The 22,787-nt window shown below is 62.2% G+C and carries 16 protein-coding genes; 12 read left to right on the forward strand and 4 right to left on the reverse strand.

Annotated features, from left to right (window positions below; all coding sequences use genetic code 11):
* The first annotated feature begins 1 nt into the window (after position 1).
* On the forward strand, positions 2–790 hold the full coding sequence (locus tag OS035_RS08060) for an ABC transporter permease (RefSeq protein WP_097628378.1): 789 nt from the start codon (positions 2–4) through the stop codon (positions 788–790).
* A gap of 40 nt (positions 791–830) precedes the next feature.
* Here OS035_RS08060 and OS035_RS08065 read toward each other — a convergent pair whose 3' ends face one another.
* Together OS035_RS08065 and polA are read right to left on the reverse strand one after the other, a co-directional pair.
* On the reverse strand, positions 831–3,194 hold the full coding sequence (locus OS035_RS08065) for a DNA translocase FtsK (RefSeq protein ID WP_097628379.1): 2,364 nt from the start codon (positions 3,192–3,194) through the stop codon (positions 831–833).
* A gap of 173 nt (positions 3,195–3,367) precedes the next feature.
* Positions 3,368–6,367: a DNA polymerase I gene (polA, locus tag OS035_RS08070; RefSeq protein WP_331813604.1), complete on the reverse strand. Its 3,000-nt coding sequence runs from the start codon at positions 6,365–6,367 to the stop codon at positions 3,368–3,370.
* A 406-nt stretch (positions 6,368–6,773) separates the two neighbouring features.
* On the opposite strand from polA, the gene OS035_RS08075 reads away from it, so the two are divergent.
* On the forward strand, positions 6,774–7,190 hold the full coding sequence (locus OS035_RS08075) for a MarR family winged helix-turn-helix transcriptional regulator (protein ID WP_097628381.1): 417 nt from the start codon (positions 6,774–6,776) through the stop codon (positions 7,188–7,190).
* A 6-nt stretch (positions 7,191–7,196) separates the two neighbouring features.
* On the opposite strand, the gene OS035_RS08080 is transcribed toward OS035_RS08075, so the two are convergent.
* Positions 7,197–9,593 carry a bifunctional diguanylate cyclase/phosphodiesterase gene (locus tag OS035_RS08080; RefSeq protein WP_097628382.1) on the reverse strand — a complete coding sequence of 799 codons (2,397 nt, stop codon included), beginning with the start codon at positions 9,591–9,593 and terminating at the stop codon, positions 7,197–7,199.
* 223 nt (positions 9,594–9,816) lie between these two features.
* Here OS035_RS08080 and OS035_RS08085 point away from each other — a divergent pair, with 223 nt between their 5' ends.
* The 7 genes from OS035_RS08085 (at position 9,817) to OS035_RS08115 (ending at position 19,562) form a co-directional block, all read left to right on the forward strand.
* Positions 9,817–11,205 carry a dipeptidase gene (locus tag OS035_RS08085; protein WP_097628383.1) on the forward strand — a complete coding sequence of 463 codons (1,389 nt, stop codon included), beginning with the start codon at positions 9,817–9,819 and terminating at the stop codon, positions 11,203–11,205.
* Between the two features lie 403 nt (positions 11,206–11,608).
* The gene (locus OS035_RS08090) at positions 11,609–12,295 is read left to right on the forward strand and encodes an SH3 domain-containing protein (protein ID WP_097628384.1); all 687 of its coding nucleotides are present in this window, start codon (positions 11,609–11,611) and stop codon (positions 12,293–12,295) included.
* A 539-nt stretch (positions 12,296–12,834) separates the two neighbouring features.
* The gene (locus OS035_RS08095; protein ID WP_003589305.1) at positions 12,835–13,056 is read left to right on the forward strand and encodes a hypothetical protein; all 222 of its coding nucleotides are present in this window, start codon (positions 12,835–12,837) and stop codon (positions 13,054–13,056) included.
* A 248-nt stretch (positions 13,057–13,304) separates the two neighbouring features.
* Positions 13,305–15,629, forward strand: coding sequence for a transglycosylase domain-containing protein (locus OS035_RS08100; protein ID WP_097628385.1), 2,325 nt, complete (start codon positions 13,305–13,307; stop codon positions 15,627–15,629).
* A 281-nt stretch (positions 15,630–15,910) separates the two neighbouring features.
* Positions 15,911–17,830, forward strand: a complete 1,920-nt coding sequence (gene dnaK, locus OS035_RS08105) for a molecular chaperone DnaK (RefSeq protein ID WP_003589308.1) — start codon at positions 15,911–15,913, stop codon at positions 17,828–17,830.
* Between the two features lie 85 nt (positions 17,831–17,915).
* On the forward strand, positions 17,916–19,046 hold the full coding sequence (dnaJ, locus tag OS035_RS08110) for a molecular chaperone DnaJ (RefSeq protein WP_012559503.1): 1,131 nt from the start codon (positions 17,916–17,918) through the stop codon (positions 19,044–19,046).
* A gap of 315 nt (positions 19,047–19,361) precedes the next feature.
* Positions 19,362–19,562 carry a hypothetical protein gene (locus OS035_RS08115; protein ID WP_131710700.1) on the forward strand — a complete coding sequence of 67 codons (201 nt, stop codon included), beginning with the start codon at positions 19,362–19,364 and terminating at the stop codon, positions 19,560–19,562.
* 47 nt (positions 19,563–19,609) lie between these two features.
* Here the strand turns inward: OS035_RS08115 and OS035_RS08120 are convergent, their stop codons facing one another.
* Positions 19,610–19,975, reverse strand: coding sequence for a helix-turn-helix domain-containing protein (locus tag OS035_RS08120; RefSeq protein WP_003589313.1), 366 nt, complete (start codon positions 19,973–19,975; stop codon positions 19,610–19,612).
* Between the two features lie 374 nt (positions 19,976–20,349).
* Here OS035_RS08120 and recF point away from each other — a divergent pair, with 374 nt between their 5' ends.
* Genes recF through OS035_RS08135 form a run of 3 tightly spaced genes read left to right on the forward strand, consistent with a single transcriptional unit; the run spans position 20,350 to position 22,780 of the window.
* Positions 20,350–21,474, forward strand: a complete 1,125-nt coding sequence (gene recF / locus OS035_RS08125) for a DNA replication/repair protein RecF (RefSeq protein WP_097628387.1) — start codon at positions 20,350–20,352, stop codon at positions 21,472–21,474.
* Positions 21,471–22,295, forward strand: coding sequence for a molybdopterin-synthase adenylyltransferase MoeB (locus OS035_RS08130; RefSeq protein ID WP_097628388.1), 825 nt, complete (start codon positions 21,471–21,473; stop codon positions 22,293–22,295). The genes recF and OS035_RS08130 overlap by 4 nt, the downstream gene beginning before the upstream one ends.
* On the forward strand, positions 22,292–22,780 hold the full coding sequence (locus OS035_RS08135; RefSeq protein ID WP_097628389.1) for a GNAT family N-acetyltransferase: 489 nt from the start codon (positions 22,292–22,294) through the stop codon (positions 22,778–22,780). Before OS035_RS08130 ends, OS035_RS08135 begins: the two co-directional genes overlap by 4 nt.
* Positions 22,781–22,787: the final 7 nt, after the last annotated feature.

Below are 22,787 nucleotides of genomic sequence, written 5' to 3' on the forward strand. Positions count from 1 at the left end.
CATGACAATTCGGTTGCTAAAATTTCTGTTCGGCGCAGCAACGGTCACTTTTCTGCTGGCTCCGCTTTTGGCGATCCTTCCGATCGCATTTACCTCCAGCAGCTTCCTGGCCTATCCCATTCCTTCTTTTTCGGCTCGCTGGTTTGCGGAACTGGCAACCGAGGAGGCCTGGCGACGATCCATCGTCAACAGCTTGCTGATCGGAACGGGGACCACTTTGCTTTCCACCATGCTCGGCATTCTGGCTGCACTGGCGTTGCGCAGGCGCGTTGTTTTTGCCGCGGCGCTGAGGACGATATTCCTCCTGCCGATGGTCGTTCCAGCCGTGGTGCTCGGCGTCGGGCTGCAGATCCTGTTTGCCGGCCTCGGATTTCCAAACACATTTGCGGCCGTGATCGTGGCGCATACGGTTGTCGCCGTGCCCTTTGTGCTGGTTAGCATCACCGCCTCGCTTGAGGGCATCGACTGTCGCACCGAGCGTGCGGCCGCGAGCCTGGGGGCTTCTCCGGCGAAGGTCTTCTGGAAAGTGACGCTGCCGCTCGCCATGCCCGGCGTCCTCTCCGGCGCCGTGCTTGCCTTTGCCACCTCGCTGGATGAAGTCGTCCTGACCCTGTTCGTCGCCGGACCAAACCAGCTGACGCTCGCCCGCCAGATGTTCTCGTCGATTCGCGAAAACATCAGCCCGGCCATCGTGGCGGCGGCATTTCTGTTTATCGTCGGGACGATCTTTCTCGGAGGCCTGCTCGCGGTGGTGCACAAACGCGCCGCCCGGTCTGCGGCCCCAGCCTGAGGCCAGGGCCGTTCGTCCTTCGGGGAACCGATGACTCCCGTTACTCGCCGTCACCCCGACCGGAAACGATCTCGCGCTTGCCGACATGGTTGGCCGGCCCGACCAGGCCTTCCTTTTCCATGCGTTCGACCAACGAGGCGGCTCTGTTGTAGCCAATGCCGAGGCGGCGCTGGATGTAGGAGGTGGAGCACTTCTTGTCGCGCATGACGACCTTGACCGCCTGCTCGTAGAGCTCGTTGCCATCCTCGGAGGCCATGGCGCTCTTGTCGAAGACGGCGCCGGCTTCCTCCTCTTCGGGCTCTTCCTCCTCGTCGGCGGTGACGGTGTCGAGATATTCGGGGCGGCCCTGGGTCTTCAGGTGGGCAACGACCTTTTCGACCTCGGCATCAGAGACGAAGGGACCGTGGACGCGGGAAATCCGCCCGCCGCCCTGCATGTGCAGCATGTCGCCCTGGCCGAGCAGCTGCTCGGCCCCCTGTTCGCCGAGAATGGTGCGGCTGTCGATCTTCGAGGTCACCTGGAAGGAGATGCGGGTCGGGAAGTTCGCCTTGATCGTGCCGGTGATCACGTCGACCGACGGGCGCTGCGTCGCCATGATCAGGTGGATGCCGGCGGCACGCGCCATCTGCGCTAGACGCTGGATCGCGCCTTCGATCTCCTTGCCGGCGACCATCATCAGGTCGGCCATTTCGTCGACGATGACGACGATATAAGGCATCGGCGTCAGGTCCAGCGCTTGGTTTTCTTCGATCGGGGCACCGGTGCCCTTGTCGAAGCCGACCTGGACCATGACATGGATGGTCTCGCCCTTGTCGCGGGCCTGCGCCACGCGGTCGTTATAGCCATCGATGTTGCGCACGCCGAGGCGCGACATCTTGCGGTAACGCTCTTCCATCTCGCGCACGGCCCATTTCAGCGCCATGACCGCCTTCTTCGGATCGGTGACGACGGGCGTCAGCAGATGCGGGATGCCGTCATAGACGGAAAGTTCGAGCATCTTCGGGTCGACCATGATCAGCCGGCACTGTTCCGGCGTCATGCGGTAGAGGAGCGACAGGATCATCGTGTTGATGGCGACCGATTTGCCCGAGCCGGTGGTGCCGGCGACGAGCAGATGCGGCATCTTCGCCAGCTCGGCGATCACGGGCTCGCCGCCGATGGTCTTGCCGAGGCCGAGCGCCAGCTTGTAGCCGCTCTTCTCGAAATCCTGGCTTTCGATCATCTCGCGGAAATAGACTGTTTCACGGGTGACATTCGGCAGTTCGATGCCGATGACGTTGCGGCCGGGCACGACGGCGACGCGGGCCGAAAGCGCCGACATCGAGCGGGCGATATCGTCGGCCAGGCCGATGACGCGCGATGACTTCACGCCGGGCGCCGGCTCGAACTCATAGAGGGTGACGACGGGGCCGGGGCGGACATGAATGATCTCGCCCTTGATGCCGAAATCCTCAAGCACGCTTTCCAGAAGCCCGGCATTCTGCTCCAGCGTCTCCTGCGACATGATCTCGCCGAGCCGTTCCGGCGGCTCCTGCAACAGGGCACGCGGCGGGAATTCATAGCCGGAGGCGTCGATCCTTTCCGGCCTTGCCGCCAGGCGCGGCGACGGCAGAACCGCGGCGACGGGCGGCGTGCGCTGGGGCACAGGCGCGGCCTGAGGGGCTGGAGCGACGTGAAGAGCAGGCGCCGGCTGAGGCACGGGCGCAATCGGAGAGGTCAGCGCAGGCGCAGGGGCCGGCACAACAGGGATCTCGACGGGGATGCGCCTTGGCCGTTCCAGGGATATGGCGGCCGGGGGGCGCGGGGCAGGCTTTGCGGAGGGCGCAGCGGCCGGCAGAACCGGGCGGGAGGCGGCGGTAGCAGCGGCCGGCCGGCCCGGGCGCCATTCCATGATGCGGAACAGCGACGTGATCGATTCTGGCGCCGTCTCGGCCTTCGGGAACGAGATCACGGCAGGCGCGCGAACCGGCTCGGCCTCTTCGAAGGCCATGACCTCCCAGAAGGCGAAATCCGAAATGGAAGAAAGCTCGGCGGTGGCCCGGAAAGCAGGCGCGGCCAGCTCGTCGGGAACAAGGGATGGCTGCAGTTCGATCATCTGCGGTGCTGCGGGAAGTTCGTCCGGCTCCGGCAGATAGATATCGAAGGGCACGTCGACGGCGACCGGCTCGATCCGTATCGCCTGCTGCCCCATCTGCGAATCATCGCGGACGGGTTCATCCGGCACCCGCCGCTTGCTGATCAGCGTTTCCGGCGTGCGGGTAAAACGGACGTTCGGCGCGAGGGAAAAATTGCTCTGCCAGATCGGCGCCGCCGGCTTTTCTCCCGGCTCGACCGCCGGAAGGTCCGTTTCAGTCCCGCTGGAAAAGTCCCCGGCGTCCGTCAAATTGGTTCTGGGAAAACGCATGCGTCCGCTACTCACTCATGCCTAACAAATTACGACCCTACCGGGATAGAAAAGGAAGGTTAATAAGTTCCTTCCCGCCGTATCGTTCCGACACGGCTCCCGTCGCTAATTCGCTGCGATTTCAGTGAGTTGAATTGAACGGAAAAATCTTTGCCGATTTTGTGGAGACGAGGCTAATGCGCCTCGTCCCAATTGCTGGCGGCGCGCGCGTCGACCCTCAGCGGCACGCGCATTTCGAGCGCCGGCATGGTGGCGTTTTCCATGACCGAGACGATAACCGGCATCGCCTTTTCGACATCCTCGTCCTCGACTTCGAAAATGAGTTCGTCATGCACCTGCAACAGCATGCGGACGCGATCGCCAAGACCGACTTCGGCGAGCGCCGGCTCCATCCTGATCATCGCCCGGCGGATGACGTCGGCGGCCGAGCCCTGGATCGGCGCGTTGATCGCGGCACGCTCGTTGAAGGCGCGCACGGACGGGTTGGAAGAGCGGATTTCGGGATAGTTGATTCGCCGGCCGAAGATCGTCTCGACATAACCTTTGTCGCGCGCCATCGCCTTGCGGCTTTCCATATAATCGCGGATGCCGGGGAAACGCTCGAAATACTTCTTGATGTAGTCGCCGGCTTCCGAGCGCTCGATCGACAGCTGGTTGGCAAGGCCGAAGGCCGAAATGCCGTAGATGATGCCGAAATTGATCGCCTTGGCGCGGCGGCGGACTTCGCCCGGCATGCCTTCAACCGGCACGCCGAACATTTCCGAGGCGGTCATGGCGTGGATATCGACGCCATCCTCGAAGGCCTTGGTCAGCTGCGGGATCTCGGCCACATGGGCAAGCACGCGCAATTCGATCTGGCTGTAGTCGGCGGAAATCAGCTTGTGGCCCGGCGTCGAGATGAAGGCGGTGCGGATCTTGCGGCCTTCGGCGGTGCGCACCGGAATATTCTGCAGGTTCGGCTCGGAAGAGGACAAGCGCCCCGTCGTCGTCGATGCCAGCGAATAGGAGGTGTGGACCCGCTTCGTCTCGGCGTGGACATAGCCGGGGAGCGCATCGGTATAGGTGGATTTCAGCTTGGTCAGCTGGCGCCAGTCGACGATCTTGCGCGGCAGCTCGAAACCGGCGGCGGCTAGATCCTCAAGCACCTGCGCCGAGGTGGACCATTGCCCGGTTTTCGTCTTGCTGCCGCCGGCAAGACCCATCTTGCCGAACAGAATATCGCCGAGCTGCTTCGGCGAGCCGATGTTGAACCGCTCGCCGGCGAGCATATAGATCTCGTCTTCCAGCCTGGCGGCGCCCTGGGCCAATTCACCGGACAGGCGCGACAGGATCTGCCGGTCGACGGTGATTCCGCGCGCTTCCATGCGCGCCAGCACCGGCAGCAGCGGCCGTTCCAGCCGTTCATAGACGCTGGTCAGCCCGGCCGCCACCAGCCGCGGTTTCAGCACCAGCCAGAGCCGCAGCGTCACGTCGGCATCTTCGGCGGCATAATGGGTGGCGCGGTCGATATCGACGAGATCGAAGGTGACGTTCGCCTTGCCGCTGCCCGCCACATCCTTGTAGGGGATCGGCGTGTGGCCGAGGAATTTTTCCGAGAGCGGGTCCATGCCGTGGGCGCCGGTGCCGGCGTCGAGCACGTAGGAGATCAGCATCGTGTCGTCGAAACTCCTAGTCTCGATGCCGTAGCGCTGCATCAGCAGGTAATCGTATTTGAGGTTCTGGGCGACCTTGAGGACCGCAGCGTCCTCCAGCAGGGCCTTCAGCCGCGGCAGAGCGTCACGCATGGGGATCTGGTTGTCGGCAAGGCCGCCGCCGAGCAGATCGCCGACGCCGTTCTTGTGGGCGAGCGGTATATAGGCGGCGCGAATCTTCGTGCCGGTGGGATCCGCCGTATTGTCGGCGATTGCCAGCGAGAAGCCGACAAGCTCGGCCTGCATCGCATCCAGCGACGTTGTCTCGGTATCGAAAGCAACGAGGCCTGTGGCGCGCGCATCGGCGATCCACCGGTCGAGCGTGGCGAGATCCCGGATCGTCGCATAGGCCGTGTGATCGAAGGGCAGCGTCGCAAAGGCTTCGGCCCGCGCCTTGGCCAGATCGGCGGGCGAAAAGGCGCCTTCGACTGAAGCCTTGGCCTTCGCACGCGGCGGCACCGGCACCGATTCGCCGGAAACCTCGGGTATGCCGCCGGCAACCGGGGCCGGCTCGGCCGCATCGAGATCGGGGCCATGGGCAGCCTTGCCCCATTCAATGTTGACGATCGCCGGTTCGATGGCGCTCGCATCGCAATCGCAGACCTCGGCGACGCGGCGCGTCAGCGTCGTGAATTCCATCGTCTTCAGGAAACCGATCAGCTTCGGGCCGTTTTGCGGCTCCAGCACCAGCGCGTCGAGATCGAGGTCGAGCGGTACATCGGCGCGCAGCCGCACGAGGTCGCGCGAGAGCCTGGCCATATCGATATTGGCAAGGATCGTCTCGCGGCGCTTGACCTGCTTGATCTCGGTGGCCCGATCGAGCAGCGTGTCGAGATCACCATATTCCTCGAGCAGCTGGGCGGCGGTTTTCGGGCCGATGCCGGGAATGCCGGGCACATTGTCGACGGAATCACCGGTCATCGCCTGCAGGTCGATCATCTTTTCCGGCGGCACGCCCCATTTCTCGATGACATCGGGAATGCCGATCTGCTTGTCCTTCATGCTGTCATACATATGGACATTCGGGCTGACGAGCTGCATCAGGTCCTTGTCGGAAGAGACGATGGTGACATCGGCCCCCGAGGCCTCGGCCTGGCGGGCATAGGTGGCGATGATATCGTCGGCCTCAAAACCTTCGGTCTCGATGCAGGGCAGATTGAAGGCGCGGGTCGCCTCGCGGATCAGACCGAATTGCGGAATGAGCTCTTCCGGCGGGGCGGAGCGGTTCGCCTTATAGGCGTCGTAGAGATCCTTGCGAAAGGTCTTGGCGGAATAATCGAAGATGACGGCAAGATGCGTCGGCGTGACGCCGACATCGGTGTTGCGCGCGTCCCGCAACAGCTTCCACAGCATGTTGCAGAAACCGGAAACGGCGCCGATCGGCAGGCCGTCGGTCTTGCGGGTCAGTGGCGGAAGTGCATGAAACGCCCGGAAGATGAACCCGGAACCATCGACTAGGAAGAGGTGATCGCCTTTTTTCATGGCTGCATGGATAGCGCGGGCACGGGACAAGGTCCATATAAAGTTCGGCGGGCGAGGCGGAAGATTCCGCTCACCAAACTGTTACCGATTTGTAACGATCACCCTCCCTTGAAAAACCACATTCTCAAGCACAAATCCATGTCACCGGCGCTTGATCGCGCCGCGGGTCTGATTACCGGCTTGTCCCCCGCCGCGTCAGGCTTGGACAAAGGCCTTATCCCCCTCTCCGGGCCTTTGTCCCCACTTTAAGGTCGCCATGGCCAACCTCCAGGCCATGGCGACTTTTGTTTTTCCAGGCACTCGAAATTATCGTCGCGGCTTGCATATTTTGGAGTATCGCATGCGATTTGCTGCATTGTCTCCGGCATGGTTTTGAGCCTAACTTGCAATCATGGGATTTAACCGCATGGATTCGGGAGCCTACCTTGCCAGCCAGCTGGCGAAGGGTTTTGCCCGCTCGCTGCACCAGCGCGCGGTCGGGCTCGGTTTTTCTCCCGGCCAGTTCCCCATCCTGCTGGAACTCTGGGCCGAGGACGGACTGACCCAGAAACAGCTTCTCGAGCGGGTCGATATCGAGCAGGCGACCATGGCCAATACGCTGTCGCGCATGGTCCGCGACGGGCTGATCGAACGCCGGCCGCATCCATCCGACAAGCGGGCGCAACTGCTCTTCCTGACGCCGAAAGCCCGCGCCATGGAGGCCGAGGCGATCGAAACCGCGCGCAAGGCCGACCTTGCGTTGTTTAAAGGTTTTCGGGTTTTCGAGCGCGAGCTGACGCTCGAATATATCCGCCGTCTTCTGGAAAACGCCAAGGCGCTCTGAGCGCGATCATTCGCTGCGATTTTCGCTGACAAGGCGTGTGCGCCGTCGCGGCGGCACGGCGGTTCCGGCTTGCTCCGACAGGATGCTTTTGCGAACGGCCGGCTTCATGCTCGGCTCGATATCCGGCTTGCCGAGCAGCAGGCCCTGCACCTGCGCGCAGCCTTCCTCGACGACGATCCGGCGCTGCATCTCGGTTTCCACACCCTCGGTGACGACGGGCATGCCGAGGCTGTGGCCGAGACCGATAATCGCCCGCACGATCGATCGCGCCGCCGCGTCATGCTCCAGCACCCCGGTGAAGCTGCGGTCGACCTTGATCTTGTCGAAGGGAAACGAGCGCAGGTTCGAAAGCGAAGAGTAGCCGGTGCCGAAATCGTCCATGACGATGTGCACCCCCAACCGACGCAGGCGCTGCAGCGTTGCCATCACCCGGTCGCGATCGCGGATCAGGGCTGTCTCGGTGATTTCAAGCTCCAGCCGATCGGCTGCTAGCCCCGTCTCGGCGAGGACCGCCTCGACCCGCTCGCACAGGTTGGGCAGCATGAACTGCACCGGCGAAACATTGACCGCAATCCTCAGCGGCTGCGGCCAGCGCGCGGCCTCCATGCAGGCCTGCTGCAATATCCATTCGCCGAGCTGAACAATCGATCCGCTTTCCTCGGCGATCGGGATGAAAATGTCGGGCTCGGTCATGCCGTGGCCCGGCCGGTGCCAACGCATCAAGGCCTCGTAGCCGCTGATCTCGCCGTTCTGCGCGTTGAGGATCGGCTGATAGCTGACATAGAGTTGGTTGCGGATGATCGCGTGGCGCAAGTCACTTTCGATCTGGCGGCGGTTGCGCGCCGCTTCGTCCATTTCCGCGTCGAAGAAACAGGCCCTGCCGCGGCCATCATGCTTGACCCGGTAGAGCGCGGTATCGGCGTTGTTGCAGAGTTCTTCGGCCGTGCTCCCATCTCTTGGATAGAGCGCGATGCCGAGGCTGACGCCGACCGCTGTGGGGTCACGGGCCGTGTCCATCTCGGCAGCGAATTCGTCGATGATATCAGCCGCAAGCTTTTGCGCCGCCGCCGGCTGCTGCCCATCGGACTGGATGATGGCGAATTCGTCGCCGCCGAGCCGGGCGATCGTATCACTCTCACCGGCAACCCGGCGCAGGATAGCGGCGACCTTGCGGAGAATCCGGTCGCCCTCGGCATGGCCGAAGATGTCATTGACGGCCTTGAACCGATCGAGGTCGAGACAGAACAGCGCAACCTCGGTGTTCTTGCGTTCCGCCACCTGCAGCGCCTGCCGGATGCGGGTGTCGAACAACGACCTGTTCGGCAGATCGGTGAGCACGTCGTGGTGGGCGAGATGCTCGATCATCTCCTCGGCCTGTTTGCGCTCGGTGAGATCGCGCACCGCCAGCACCTCGCAATCGCGGCCACGATAGACGATCCTGCTGGAGTTTACGTCTACGGCAATCTCTCTGCCGGTGCGGGTGTTCAGCAGCGTCTCGCCGGGCCTGTTCTCCCGGGGCGCCTGAACGACCGTCAGCACATCCGAGGGCGCCTTGCCCGAGAGATCGGCTAGCTTCCAGCCCGATAATGCCTGGAACCGTTCGTTGACATCGATGATCCGGCCTTCGCGCAGGATCAGCAGGCCCTCCTGCGAGGCATTGGCAAGTCCGCGCAGATCCGTCAGATGGCTTTGGACGAAGACCACGGCAAGGGCGACGAGGATAAGAGCCGTTGCCGCCACCACGACGATCGCGGCGAGCACCCGCGTGTCGAGCACCAATGTCGGAACCTGCATGCCGGGGTCCGGCACAAAGGTAATGCTGCCCATCGAGATGAAGTGAAGTGTGCAGATGGCGAGGACGAAGACCAGCGATGAGGTTAGGAGACGCCTCATGCCCTTCAGATTGAAAAAAATGTGGAAGGCGGCGCTCGACAGAAGCATTCCGGCGACGACCGCCGTCAGCGTCATCAAGGGATCGTAGAGGATGACCGCCTGTGTCTCGATCGCCTGCATGCCGGTCAGGTGCATGGAGGCGATGCCGAGTGCCATCAGCGCCCCGCCGCGAATGGAGGAAAATCTTCCCTCACGTTGCGAGGCGGCGAGGATCGCCACCCACGAGCCTCCGACCGACAGGAAAAAGGAGAGCAGCGTCAGGTCGAGCGCATAACTGATCGGCGTGCCACCATCATAAGCGAGCATGGCGATAAAGTGGGTTGCCCACACGCCGGTGCCGAAGGCAAAGCCCGACGCGCCGACCCAAAGCTTGCGCTGCCCGGCGTCGCACTCCTGGGCACGGGAATACAGCAGCATCGCCGCCATGGCGCCGACCAGGCAGACCACGGCCGCCACGATGACCAAGCGCCAATCATGATTGTCGCGAATACATGCAATGACCGAAAACATGTGCGCGCCCCCGAACAGCTGATTTTCGGCCGATGCTATTTAGGTTGTGCTAATTAACTGTAAATTGAATTAGATCTTTCTTTATTATCGCGGCAGATGTTTCCACAAGACCGAATTGCGTGGTTTCAGCATGCTAGCGCGCCCCTGATTTTTTACTTTTTGCGCCTCGCCTGCTTTCCCGGTTTGGTCTATCGTCCCGCCGAATTTCGAAAAGGAGTCGAAAATGGCCGACATACAACCGGTTCTTTCGCGTGCGGACCAGAATCTTTCATCGAGCCTCGAAAAACTGTTCGAGCTGCTGCGCATCCAGTCGATTTCCACCGATCCCGCCTACAAAGCCGAATGCCGCAAGGCCGCCGAATGGCTCGTCGCCTATCTCGAAGCGCTCGGCTTCGAAGCCTCCGTTCGCGACACGCCAGGCCATCCGATGGTCGTCGCTCACCATGCCGGCGCGTCCACCGGCGCGCCGCACGTTCTGTTCTACGGCCATTACGACGTTCAGCCGGTCGACCCGATCGAGCTTTGGGAAAACGACCCCTTCGAGCCGACGATCAAGGATGTCGGCAACGGCCGCAAGATCCTGACCGGCCGCGGCACGTCCGACGACAAGGGCCAGTTGATGACCTTCCTCGAGGCCTGCCGCGCCTATAAGGAGATCAACGGCGCGCTTCCCTGCCGCGTCACCATTCTCTTCGAAGGCGAGGAAGAATCCGGCTCGCCATCGCTGAAGCCCTTCCTCGAAGCCAATGCCGCCGAGCTCAAGGCCGATTATGCGCTGGTTTGCGATACCGGTATGTGGGACCGCGACACGCCGGCGATCGCCGCGGCACTGCGCGGCCTTGTCGGCGAGGAAGTCACCGTGACGGCCGCCGACCGCGACCTGCATTCCGGCCTCTTCGGGGGCGCTGCCGCCAATCCCATCCACATCCTCGTCGAGGCTCTCGCCGGCCTGCATGACGAGACCGGCCGCATCACGCTCGAGGGCTTCTACAACGGCGTCGAGGAAACGCCCGACAACATCAAGGCCTCATGGGAGACGCTGGGCAAGACCGCCGAGACCTTCCTCGGCGAAGTCGGCCTTTCCATTCCATCCGGCGAAAAGGGCCGTTCGGTGCTGGAACTCACCTGGGCGCGGCCGACCGCCGAAATCAACGGCATCTGGGGCGGATATACCGGCGAAGGCTTCAAAACGGTGATCGCCGCCAAGGCATCGGCGAAAGTTTCGTTCCGGCTTGTCGGCACGCAGGATCCGGCCGCCATCCGCAAAGCCTTCCGCAGCTATATCAGCTCGAAGATTCCCGCCGATTGCTCGGTCGAGTTCCATCCGCATGGCGGCTCGCCGGCGATCCACCTCTCCTATGATTCGCCGGTTCTGACCAAGGCGAAGACCGCACTTTCCGACGAGTGGCCGAAACCCGCCATCGTCATCGGCATGGGCGGATCGATCCCGATCGTCGGCGACTTCCAGAAGATGCTCGGCATGGAATCTCTGCTCGTGGGCTTCGGCCTCAGCGACGACCGCATCCATTCGCCGAACGAGAAATACGAGCTCGTCTCCTACCACAAGGGCATCCGCTCCTGGGTGCGGATTCTTCAGGCGCTCGCCGCCTGAGCGTAAGGCATGCCAGATCGCAATAACAAAAAGGCCGGTTAAAACCGGCCTTTCGTCATCCGCTCGCTCAGTGCCAGTTCATCCGTGGTCAATGAGAAGCAGGTATTGCAGCCAGACTGCCTCGGAAAGGTTAACGGATCGTTAATGTATCGCAGAGCCGACAACTTTCGCGTCCTGCGCATTCGCGATTTCATCCGGCATATCGAAAACGCCATACCACATCACAAAATCCCCCTCGTTCAAGCTGCGTTCATCGCGACCCGGATATAAACCCTTGAAAGACAAGGAGAATGGCGACGCCCTAACAAATGCGGGCGATCGCTCTATCTTTTCTATAGATGGCATATGCCAAGAGAAGGCAGCGCCGCGCTGCCTGAAAACGCGCCAACCAGGAGTGAGAAGCGTGAAAAATCTCATTGTTAAGATCGCCGCGGCTGGCCTGTTTGTGCTGGCGCCGGTGATCGCACAGGCCGCCGAGGGCTACTCGACGGCGAACGTCAACATGCGAGCGGGTCCGAGCACCCGATATCCAGCCGTCGCAGTCGTGCCTGCCGGTTCCCCCGTCGAAATTCGTGGATGTCTTTCCAACGTCAACTGGTGCGACGTCGAATTCTATGGCGGTCGCGGCTGGGTGTCCGGCCAATATGTACAGGCCGTCTACCAGCAACGCCGTGTCTATGTCGGTCCGCAATATTACCGCCCGCTCGGCATTCCGATGATCAGCTTCAGCGTCGGCAATTATTGGGACCGCAACTACCGCGACCGCGATTTCTACCGTGAGCGCGACCGCTGGAGCCGCGGCCCCGATTATTACTACCGTAACCGGGATCGGGATCGCGACTACGGCGACCGCAACCGGGATCGCGATTACGGGGACCGCAACCGGGACTGGCGCGACGACAATCGAAGGGACGACCGCAGAGACGAAAGCCGCAGGTCGGACCGTCGAGATGACAACAGAGATAATACCAGGAGTTCGGATTTCCGCGACCTGCCGCAGTTCAGGGGCGGGAAGGCCGATACCTACAATCGCCCGGACCCCAGGGCTTCGCCCTTCGTCTGCCGCCCGGGCGATCCGTCCTGCGACTGAGATATCAGGAGCGGCGGCCGCAAGGCCGCCGCTTATCTCAATGGCAGCGTCCATCGCGCGGAAAAGGCGAGAAGGACGCCGTAAGAAAAAGCCCGGCGCTCCCAAGAGGGATGCACCGGGCCTGATGTCGATCGGCGCGTGTTGAGGGGAGACGGCCGATCATGCGCGGGACGTGAGGGGTTGAGGGGTGTCCCGCTTCTCCCTAAACTATCGCGGACGCACTTGGTTCCGCCGGCCGGTCAGAAGATTGCGGCGGCGCAGCGAAAGCAGCCCGCACAATTCGGCGCAACGCATGGTCAGGCTGGTTTCCTCGCTCCTCGCGAGGCGGCATCGCCCCGCGAAAGCAAGCACGCTCCAGACGCGCGCAAGTCGGCGCGACGCTGTCAGATCGTGACAGTCGCGACGACCGGCAATCATGCCTGTGGGAGGTCAGCGACAATTTGATGTGAGAGCATCGTGATGCTCTTGTCTTGCAGCATTCTTTATTGCAGTTTTGAGATGTTGCGGATCGATTTTGATCCGTTCGAGGCTGGACCCTGATGACGCGAGACTACCTGGTTTTCCCAAGGCTTTTCGGCGCTCGGGCAGCCGCTATTGATGTTACCGTCTGGCATAAACACAACCCCCTCCTTCCTGTGCGACTTACCGATGGGGCGAACCTCAATCCTTCCGGCCAGATCTGGCGGCGTTTTCATCTCGGAGAATGGGAATATAAGCAGGATCCGGAAACGCTCGACGATTACGAAGCTCGCCAGTTTTGAGCGCCGATGCATGTTGCCCACAACTGTGCAGCGGTTTTGGGATAACGACATCCATAAAACGAGTTGAAACGCAGCGCACGAAGCCGGAATGACGCAAAGCGCTTTATCGGCGCGTTCTGCTTTGCTTTCCATAATTAACACCCCGTTAAATCGCCGCATTTACAGTTCAGTCGGGTGACGGCGACTGCAAGAGTGCCGTTGTGCGAAGTCACGCTTCGCGATCGAACATGGGGTGTGACCGGTCGGCGATGGCAGGCAGAGGCAGATCAGGCGACAGAATCGAACCGTCCTTCAGCGGCCGCCCGGCCCGCGACGATGACGAGTTTTCCCTCGATGCCGATGACCGCATTGCCAGGAGCCGATCCACACGGCGCGGCAGCTCCAAGCCGCCCGAACGCCCTGCCCCCCGGCGGCGGCGCGAACCGCGGGAACGCGAAGGCGGCGGCTTGTTCGGCTTCGTGCGACGCGTGATCTACTGGTGCGTCGTGCTGTTCATCTGGGCCGGCATCGGCGTTGCCGGGCTGGTGGTCTATTATGGCTCGCGCATGCCGAGCGCCAGCACATGGGCGATCCCGGAACGGCCGCCGAACGTCAAGATCACCGCCGTCGACGGCAGCGTCATCGCCAATCGCGGTGCCACTGGCGGCGAGGCGTTGTCGCTCGAAAACATGTCGCCCTATATTCCGGAGGCCGTCATCGCCATCGAGGATCGGCGCTTCTATTCGCATTTCGGCGTCGATCCGCTCGGCCTCGGCCGGGCTGTAGTGACCAACTTCACGGCTGGCCACATGGTGCAGGGTGGCTCGACGCTGACGCAGCAACTCGCCAAGAACCTCTTCCTCTCCCCGGAAAGAACGCTGGAACGCAAGGTGCAGGAGGTGCTGCTCTCGCTCTGGCTGGAGCAGAAATACACCAAGGACCAGATCCTTGCCATGTATCTCAACCGGGTGTTCTTCGGATCGAACGCCTATGGCGTCGAGGCGGCGTCACGCCGCTATTTCAACAAATCGGCGCGGGATGTGAACCTCGGCGAGGCGGCGGTGCTGGCCGGCCTGCTCAAGGCGCCGTCGCGGCTTTCGCCGGCCCGCGACGCGGACGCTGCCAATGCCCGCGCCCAGCTCGTGCTTGCGGCAATGCGCGAGCAGGGTTTCATCACCGACTCCGAGGTCAAGACCGCAATGTCGCAGACCCCGGCTTCAGCCAAGAGCTATTGGTCGGGCGCCGGACACTATGTTGCCGACATGGTGATGGACGAGCTGCCGGGTCTGATCGGTGACGTCAAGGAAGACGTCATCGTCGATACGACCATCGACAAGTCGCTGGAAAAGAAAGCCGAGCAATCGCTGGTCGACGTGCTCGACAAGGAGGGCGGAAAGCTCGACGCTTCGCAGGCGGCCCTCGTCTCGATCGACGGCACCGGCGCGATCCGGGCGCTCGTCGGCGGCAGGGATTATGCGACGAGCCAGTTCAACCGAGCCGTCAAGGCCAAACGCCAGCCGGGCTCCTCGTTCAAGCCCTTCGTCTATGCCGCCGCGCTCGAAAAAGGACTGACGCCCTTTTCGGTGTTCAACGACGCGCCGATCCGCATCGGCGACTGGACGCCCGAAAATTACGAGAAGAAATACAATGGCGAGGTGACGCTGGCCACCGCACTTGCCAAGTCGCTGAATACGGTGGCCGCCCAGCTGGTGATGTATGACGGGCCGGATCAGGTGATCAAGCTTGCGCACCGGCTCGGCATCGAAAGCGAGCTGCAGCCGAATGCCTCGATCGCGCTCGGCACCTCTGAGGTGTCGCTGATGGAACTCACCGCCTCCTATGCCGCCTTCATGAACGGCGGCTACAAGGCGACGCCGCACGTCATCCGCCGGGTGACGACCGCCGAGGGCAAGGTTCTCTACGAAAATACTTATGACAGCCCGCCGCGCGTGCTGTCCGAGCAGATCGTCGCCGAAATGGATGCGATGATGATGGGCGTCATCGACAGCGGCACCGGCAAGAGCGCCAAGATCCCCGGCTGGCAGGCGGCGGGAAAGACCGGCACGACGCAGAATTCACGCGACGCACTCTTCGTCGGCTTCACCAGCAACCTCACCACCGGCGTCTGGTTCGGCAATGACGACGGCAAGCCGATGAAGAAGGTGACCGGCGGCGGTCTTCCGGCCAAAGCCTGGAAGGAATTCATGATCGCCGCCCACAAGGGTCTTTCGCCGGCGCCGCTGTTCGGCAACGGCCAGTTGATCGGCGATCCCAATGGTCAGCCGATGGCGCAGACGGCACCGGGCGGTGGACAATCGGGCAGCGGACAACCGATGACGGCCGAGGCGCCGCCGTCGACAATCGGCGGCATCATTTCCGGCGTCTTCGGCGGCGGCGACAGTGCTAACCGCTATCCGCAGGCGCCTGTCCGGCAACAGAGTGCGACCTCCGGCAACGGGCCCGTTCCTCCCGCCGACGTTGCCGAAGGCGGCTACGACAGCATGGTGCCGCCCGGCGATGTCGGGGGGCCGCAATCGACCTCTTCGGTCCAGCCGCGGCGCACGACCCTGCTCGATCTGATCATGGGCCAGTGAGATCTATGGCTGCACGGCCGGCACAAGCCGGATACGCTGGAAATCGGCCACTTTCCGGACGGCGGGCGGTCTGTTTCCCGGTGACTGTAAAAATTGAATGCACCACATTCGTTTTGCTGGATTCCGGGCCATTTCTCGCCTTGCAGTCCAGAAAACCGCTCCTTATATACGCCGCATCACCGCAATCACGATTGCGTAATCTTAAGTAGACCCATCCCGTAAGGGGCTGTCAGGGAATGCCTTCTCGGGGTTCAGACAGCTTGCTTCAAGGAGAGAATGACATGGCAAAAGTAATTGGTATCGACCTTGGAACGACGAATTCCTGCGTCGCAGTCATGGACGGCAAGGACGCGAAGGTTATCGAGAATGCGGAAGGTGCACGCACGACCCCTTCCATGGTGGCATTTTCCGATGATGGCGAACGCCTCGTCGGCCAGCCGGCCAAGCGCCAGGCGGTCACCAACCCGACGAATACACTCTTTGCAGTCAAGCGCCTGATCGGCCGCCGCTATGAAGATCCGACCGTCGAGAAGGACAAGCACCTCGTTCCCTTCACCATCGTCAAGGGCGACAATGGCGACGCCTGGGTCGAAGCCAATGGCAAAGGCTACTCGCCCGCACAGATTTCCGCGATGATCCTTCAGAAGATGAAGGAAACCGCCGAATCCTATCTCGGCGAAAAGGTCGAAAAGGCCGTCATCACCGTTCCCGCCTATTTCAACGACGCGCAGCGCCAGGCAACCAAGGATGCCGGCCGCATCGCCGGACTTGAAGTTTTGCGCATCATCAACGAGCCGACCGCTGCCGCACTCGCCTACGGGCTCGACAAAAAAGAAGGCAAGACGATTGCCGTCTACGACCTTGGTGGCGGTACCTTCGATATCTCGATCCTCGAGATCGGCGACGGCGTCTTCGAGGTGAAGTCGACCAACGGCGATACTTTCCTCGGCGGTGAAGACTTCGACATGCGTCTCGTCGAATATCTCGTCGGTGAATTCAAGCGCGACAATGGCATCGACCTGAAGAACGACAAGCTTGCCCTGCAGCGCCTCAAGGAAGCTGCGGAAAAGGCGAAGATCGAGCTTTCGTCCTCGCAGCAGACCGAAATCAATCTGCCGTTCATCACGGCCGACGCCTCCGGCCCGAAGCACCTGACGCTGAAGCTGACCCGCGCCAAGCTCGAAAGCCTGGTCGACGATCTCGTCCAGCGCACGATCGCACCGTGCAAGGCCGCTCTCAAGGATGCCGGCGTCACCGCTGCCGAAATCGACGAAGTGGTTCTCGTCGGCGGCATGAGCCGCATGCCGAAGGTCCAGGAAGTCGTCAAGCAGCTGTTCGGCAAGGAGCCGCACAAGGGCGTCAACCCGGATGAAGTCGTTGCACTCGGCGCCGCCATTCAGGCCGGCGTTCTGCAGGGCGACGTCAAGGACGTGCTGCTGCTCGACGTCACGCCGCTGTCGCTCGGCATCGAGACGCTCGGTGGCGTCTTCACCCGCCTGATCGAACGCAACACGACGATCCCGACGAAGAAGAGCCAGACCTTCTCGACGGCCGAGGACAACCAGCAGGCGGTGACTATCCGCGTTTCGCAGGGCGAGCGTGAAATGGCTGCCGACAACAAGCTGCTCGGCCAGTTCGACCTCGTCGGCCTGCCGCCGTCGCCGCGCGGCATGCCGCAGATCGAGGTCACCTTCGACATCGACGCCAACGGCATCGTGCAGGTTTCGGCCAAGGACAAGGGCACCGGCAAGGAACAGCAGATCCGCATCCAGGCCTCCGGCGGTCTTTCCGACGCCGACATCGAGAAGATGGTGAAGGATGCCGAAGCTCATGCCACCGAGGACAAGAAGCGTCGCGAGGCCGTCGAAGCTCGGAATCAGGCCGAAAGCCTGATCCATTCCACGGAAAAGTCGCTGAAGGATTACGGCGACAAGGTTTCCGAGGCTGACCGCACCGCGATCTCGGATGCGATCGCCGCGCTGAAGACGGCTTCGGAAGCGACCGAGCCGGATGCCGACGACATCAAGGCGAAGACCCAGACGCTGATGGAAGTGTCGATGAAGCTCGGCCAGGCGATCTATGAAGCGCAGCAGGCCGAGGGCGGCGCAGCTGCGGGCGATGCCTCGGCAGAAGGCGGCGATAATGTCGTCGACGCCGACTACGAGGAAATCAAGGACGACGACCGCAAAAAGTCCGCGTAATCCGCGACGGCGTGGTTATGCTTCAACACCTGATCCGGCTGCTCACCATGGCAGCCGGAAATCCATTTCCGGGGTTTAATCCTTAATGGCAAAAGCGGACTTTTACGAAACTCTGGGTGTAGCCAAGACGGCGGATGAGAAAGAGCTGAAGAGCGCCTTCCGCAAACTGGCGATGAAATTCCATCCGGACAAGAACCCGGATGACAAGGACGCCGAACGCAAGTTCAAGGAAATCAACGAAGCCTACGAGATGCTCAAGGACCCGCAGAAGCGGGCCGCCTATGATCGTTATGGTCATGCGGCGTTCGAGCATGGCGGCATGGGCGGCGGTGGCGGCGGCGGATTTGCCGGCGGCGGCTTCTCCGACATCTTCGAGGATATTTTTGGCGAGATGATGGGTGGCGGTCGTGCGCGCCAGCGCTCATCGGGCGGCCGCGAACGCGGCGCCGATCTTCGCTATAACATGGAAATCACGCTGGAAGAGGCTTTCTCCGGCAAGACGGCGCAGATCCGCGTTCCCACCTCGATCACCTGCGACGTCTGTTCGGGTTCGGGCGCCAAGCCCGGCACGCAGCCGAAGAATTGCGGCACCTGCCAGGGAAGTGGGCGCGTGCGCGCCGCACAGGGCTTCTTCTCGATCGAGCGGACCTGTCCGACCTGCCACGGCCGCGGCCAGATCATTCCCGATCCCTGCCCGAAGTGTCACGGCCAGGGCCGGGTGACGGAAGAGCGCTCGCTCTCGGTCAATATCCCGGCCGGCATCGAGGACGGTACCCGCATCCGCCTGCAGGGCGAAGGCGAAGCCGGCGCCCGCGGCGGACCGGCAGGCGACCTTTATATCTTCCTGTCGGTGAAGCCGCATGAATTCTACCAGCGCGACGGCGCCGATCTCTATTGCGCCGTTCCGATCTCGATGACGACGGCTGCTCTCGGCGGCACCTTCGACGTGGCGACGCTCGACGGCACCAAGTCGCGCGTCAGCGTGCCCGAAGGCACGCAGGCGGGCAAACAGTTCCGCCTGAAAAGCAAGGGCATGCCGGTGCTGCGTTCGGCGCAGACAGGCGATCTCTACATCCAGATCCAGATCGAGACACCGCAAAAGCTGACCAAGCGCCAGCGCGAGCTGCTGCAGGAATTCGAGCAGCTGTCCTCCAAGGAGAACAATCCCGAATCGACCGGCTTCTTCGCCCGGATGAAGGAATTCTTCGAAGGCTGAGACGCGATCGATTAGAGCATCTCGAAAGCCGGGGACCGAAACGTTTCCGGCTTTTTCGTTTCAGCGGATCCCGATTTGAGACATTTGCCGTTCGACGCCGCCAGTTTGTCCCAGATCGGCACGGCGATGGGTCGGCTCATGACTTGCGTTAACGCAGCCGCGTGATGCCGCTTGCAAGTTTTCCAAATGAATTCAGTCTCTGCCGTCAGCGCATAAGCCCGAAAATCGGAATCGATATCCGGAAAGGATTAGGCGCGGAATCAAACAACAGAGCGTCCTCAGACGCGCGGGACAATCAAACCAAGGGTATCTGCCATGGCGCCAGCCTTTTCCTCTCAGTCCGAAGACGTCGACGTTCTCGCCGGCGCCATCTACACATGGTGCGCCGAGCGCAACATCAAGCTTCGCAGCCAGCAGGGCCTTTCCATCGCCAGCATCGCGATCGACCTCTATCACGCGGGCCACCAGACGCAGGACGAGCTGCTGACGGCGCTGCACGAATGCGAGATCCACTGAACGCAGCGTGCGGACCGTGAACGAGCGCGCTATCCCGCTCGGCGAGATCAGGCGGCGTTTTCGGCTGTTTCCCCACTCATGATCGTGACGATGGTCTTGACCGCTTCCTTGCCGGCCGATGAGTTCAGTCTGTCGTAGCTCAGCGCAAGCGCATAGGCGTCGGGGCTGAGTTCGATACGGCTGCCGAATTGCGACATGCCGGCTCCCTCGAAGAGAGCGGAGATCTCGACATCGAGAAAAACTGCGATCTGATGCAGCTTGCTGGCGGAAACGCGGTTCGTCCCTTTTTCGTATTTCTGAATCTGCTGGAACGTCAGTCCGAGTGCTTCGCCAAGCTCGAGCTGGGACACACGGCGAAGGGCGCGAAACTGCCTTACGTTGCGACCAACGATAATATCAACCGGATCTGGCACTTCATCACTCTCTGATACCTATACACTTCGTTTACCATATCGGTTTCAGAGGATAACTCAACCCTGCAGTTGCAAAATTCAACCAACTTTTTTGGGCTTCACGTAACGTCAGTTGGTCGAGGCGATTGTGGCAGAACCCCGCGTATACCGGGTTCGCAGACACTGAAGAAGGCTGCCGGCCATAGCGCCCGTCCGACACCGGAACGTCCTTCCCTAGGTTGTATTTTCATTGAGAATTTGGTTCTGCGCTGCATCGTGCCTGATGCTCATCCCGCACCGAGGGCAGCACCAATGAGCCATGTCAGCGAAGCTGCGAGCCTTGCCATCAACGCCGCTTGGGCTTAGCTGTCACGCTTCACGATTCCGGACATTCGATGCCGCACAAGGTTGCTCTTTCCCGCCTGAAGCTGACAGACTTCCGCAATTATGCGGCGGCGGCCCTTGCCCTTGACGGCCGGCACGCCGTGCTGACGGGAGATAACGGCGCCGGCAAGACCAATCTCATGGAGGCGGTCTCGCTGCTTTCGCCCGGCCGGGGACTGCGCCGTGCTGCCTATGGCGACATTACCCGCGTCGGTGCAGCCGGTGGTTTTTCTATCTTCGCCGCGCTCGACGGCATGGAAGGCGAAGTCGAAATCGGCACCGGTATCGAAACGGGCGAGGAAACCACGGCCCGCAGGCTACGAATTAACGGTACCCCGGCCAAGACCGCCGACGAACTCACCGACCATCTGCGGCTTCTCTGGCTGACACCGGCGATGGACGGCCTCTTTACCGGCGCCTCCTCCGACCGGCGCCGCTTTCTCGACCGGCTGGTGCTGTCGCTCGATCCCGCCCATGGCCGCCGCGCCAGCGATTTCGAGCGTGCCATGCGCAGCCGCAACAAATTGCTGGATGAGGGCCGCTTCGACCCCTCCTGGCTTACCGGCATCGAGGAACAGATGGCGAGCCTCGGCATCGCCATGGCGCTCGCCCGGCAGGAGATGCTCGGCCTGCTGACCCGGCTGATCGAGGAAACGCGCGAGACGTCACCCTTCCCTTCGGCATCGCTGCAGCTCTCCGGCTTCATGGACGGTCAGTTTTCGCGCCCCTCGGTCGACCTCGAGGACGATTATGCGGCCATGCTGGCGGAGAGCCGCTACCGCGACGCCGGCGCGGGGCGCACGCTTGACGGGCCGCATCGGGCCGATCTCATCGTGCATCACCGGGAAAAGGCGATGGAAGCGGAACGCTGCTCCACCGGCGAGCAGAAAGCGCTGCTAGTCGGCATGGTGCTAGCGCATGCGCGCCTCGTCGGCAATCTCACCGGCCATGCGCCGATCCTGCTGCTCGACGAGATCGCCGCCCATCTCGACGAGGGCCGCCGCGCCGCGCTGTTCGACCTCATCGACGGGCTGGGCGGCCAGGCCTTCATGACCGGAACGGATCGCGCGATGTTTTCGGCGTTGGGCGACAGGGCGCAAGTCTTCACGGTGGCCGACGGAAAGGTATTCGAATGACGGAGGCGACTTTTCCCGGTATCGAGCGCCATGATAAGATCGGCGCCATGGAACCGCTCAGCCCCGACGAAATCGCCCGTTATCACCGTCACATCCTACTCCCCGAAATCGGCGGCGCGGGTCAGCAAAAGTTGAAAGCCGCTCGTGTGCTGGTGATCGGCGCAGGCGGCCTCGGTGCGCCCGTCCTGCAATATCTGGCCGCAGCCGGGATCGGCACGCTCGGTATCGTCGACGACGACCGGGTGTCGCTGTCGAACCTGCAGCGCCAGGTGATCCATGATTCCGGCACGATCGGCGAATTAAAGACGGAAAGTGCCGCCTTCGCCATCGCGAGGCTCAATCCGCATGTCCGGCTGATCCGCTTCGAGGAGCGCTTTTCCTCCGAGACCGCCTTCCGGCAACTGTCCGGCTTCGATCTGCTGATCGACGGCTCCGACAATTTCGACACGCGTTATGCCGCGGCCGATGCGGCTGAGGAAGCGCGCCTTCCGCTTGTCAGCGGCGCCGTCGGGCGGTTCGACGGCTCGCTGACGGTTCTCAAACCCTATGAGAGCGCCGAGGACGGGACGCCCAACCCTAGATATCGCGACCTTTTTCCGGAAGCGCCGCCGATGGGGCTCATTCCCGCCTGCGCCGAGGCCGGGGTCATCGGCGCGCTAACCGGCGTCATCGGCACGATGATGGCGATGGAGGCGATCAAGCTCGTCACCGGCACCGGCGAGCCGCTGATCGGACGGCTGCTGCTCTATGACGCGCTCTCGGCCCGCTTCGACACGGTCCGCTATAAACGACGCCGAACAACGCAAAGACAGGCCGGATGACGATTTTTCCTCTTGATCATAGTTTCACGCGCTGGGACGAGTTGCTCGCACTGATCCTCGCCGCCTTTGCTTCGATGAACGGCAGGATCGATCCGCCATCCTCGGCGCTGACGCTGACGGCGGAGTCGCTGGCCGAAAAGGCAAGAGCCGAGATCGGTCATGCCGCCGTCGATGAGGGAAAGCTGGTCGGCTGCCTGTTCCTGCGGCCGGAGGCCGATTGTCTCTATGTCGGCAAGCTCGCCGTTCTGCCTGAGGTCCAGGGCAAGGGCCTCGGCAAGCGGCTGCTGGCGATTGCCGAAGAAACGGCCGTAAGGCTCGGCCTTCCCGCTTTGCGGCTGGAGACGCGCATCGAGCTCACCGACAATCACGCCGTCTTCGCCGCCTGCGGATTTTCGAGAACCGCCGAGAAGGCGCATCCGGGCTTTGCCAGGACGACCTTCGTCGAGATGCGCAAGACCCTTGTGCCTCTAATCGAGGTCGTCTGACTCAGCT

Origin of the sequence: Rhizobium sp. 268, from assembly GCF_036571585.1 — a bacterium.
Classification (GTDB): domain Bacteria; phylum Pseudomonadota; class Alphaproteobacteria; order Rhizobiales; family Rhizobiaceae; genus Rhizobium; species Rhizobium redzepovicii.

Excerpts from the sequence above, each read along its gene's own strand:
- OS035_RS08060 (WP_097628378.1), top strand. The coding sequence starts at position 2 with ATGACAATTCGGTTGCTAAAATTTCTGTTCGGCGCAGCAACGGTCACT.
- OS035_RS08065 (WP_097628379.1), bottom strand. The coding sequence starts at position 3,194 with ATGCGTTTTCCCAGAACCAATTTGACGGACGCCGGGGACTTTTCCAGC.
- polA (WP_331813604.1), bottom strand. The coding sequence starts at position 6,367 with ATGAAAAAAGGCGATCACCTCTTCCTAGTCGATGGTTCCGGGTTCATC.
- OS035_RS08075 (WP_097628381.1), top strand. The coding sequence starts at position 6,774 with ATGGATTCGGGAGCCTACCTTGCCAGCCAGCTGGCGAAGGGTTTTGCC.
- OS035_RS08080 (WP_097628382.1), bottom strand. The coding sequence starts at position 9,593 with ATGTTTTCGGTCATTGCATGTATTCGCGACAATCATGATTGGCGCTTG.
- OS035_RS08085 (WP_097628383.1), top strand. The coding sequence starts at position 9,817 with ATGGCCGACATACAACCGGTTCTTTCGCGTGCGGACCAGAATCTTTCA.
- OS035_RS08095 (WP_003589305.1), top strand. The coding sequence starts at position 12,835 with ATGACGCGAGACTACCTGGTTTTCCCAAGGCTTTTCGGCGCTCGGGCA.
- OS035_RS08100 (WP_097628385.1), top strand. The coding sequence starts at position 13,305 with ATGGCAGGCAGAGGCAGATCAGGCGACAGAATCGAACCGTCCTTCAGC.
- dnaK (WP_003589308.1), top strand. The coding sequence starts at position 15,911 with ATGGCAAAAGTAATTGGTATCGACCTTGGAACGACGAATTCCTGCGTC.
- dnaJ (WP_012559503.1), top strand. The coding sequence starts at position 17,916 with ATGGCAAAAGCGGACTTTTACGAAACTCTGGGTGTAGCCAAGACGGCG.
- OS035_RS08115 (WP_131710700.1), top strand. The coding sequence starts at position 19,362 with ATGGCGCCAGCCTTTTCCTCTCAGTCCGAAGACGTCGACGTTCTCGCC.
- recF (WP_097628387.1), top strand. The coding sequence starts at position 20,350 with ATGCCGCACAAGGTTGCTCTTTCCCGCCTGAAGCTGACAGACTTCCGC.
- OS035_RS08130 (WP_097628388.1), top strand. The coding sequence starts at position 21,471 with ATGACGGAGGCGACTTTTCCCGGTATCGAGCGCCATGATAAGATCGGC.
- OS035_RS08135 (WP_097628389.1), top strand. The coding sequence starts at position 22,292 with ATGACGATTTTTCCTCTTGATCATAGTTTCACGCGCTGGGACGAGTTG.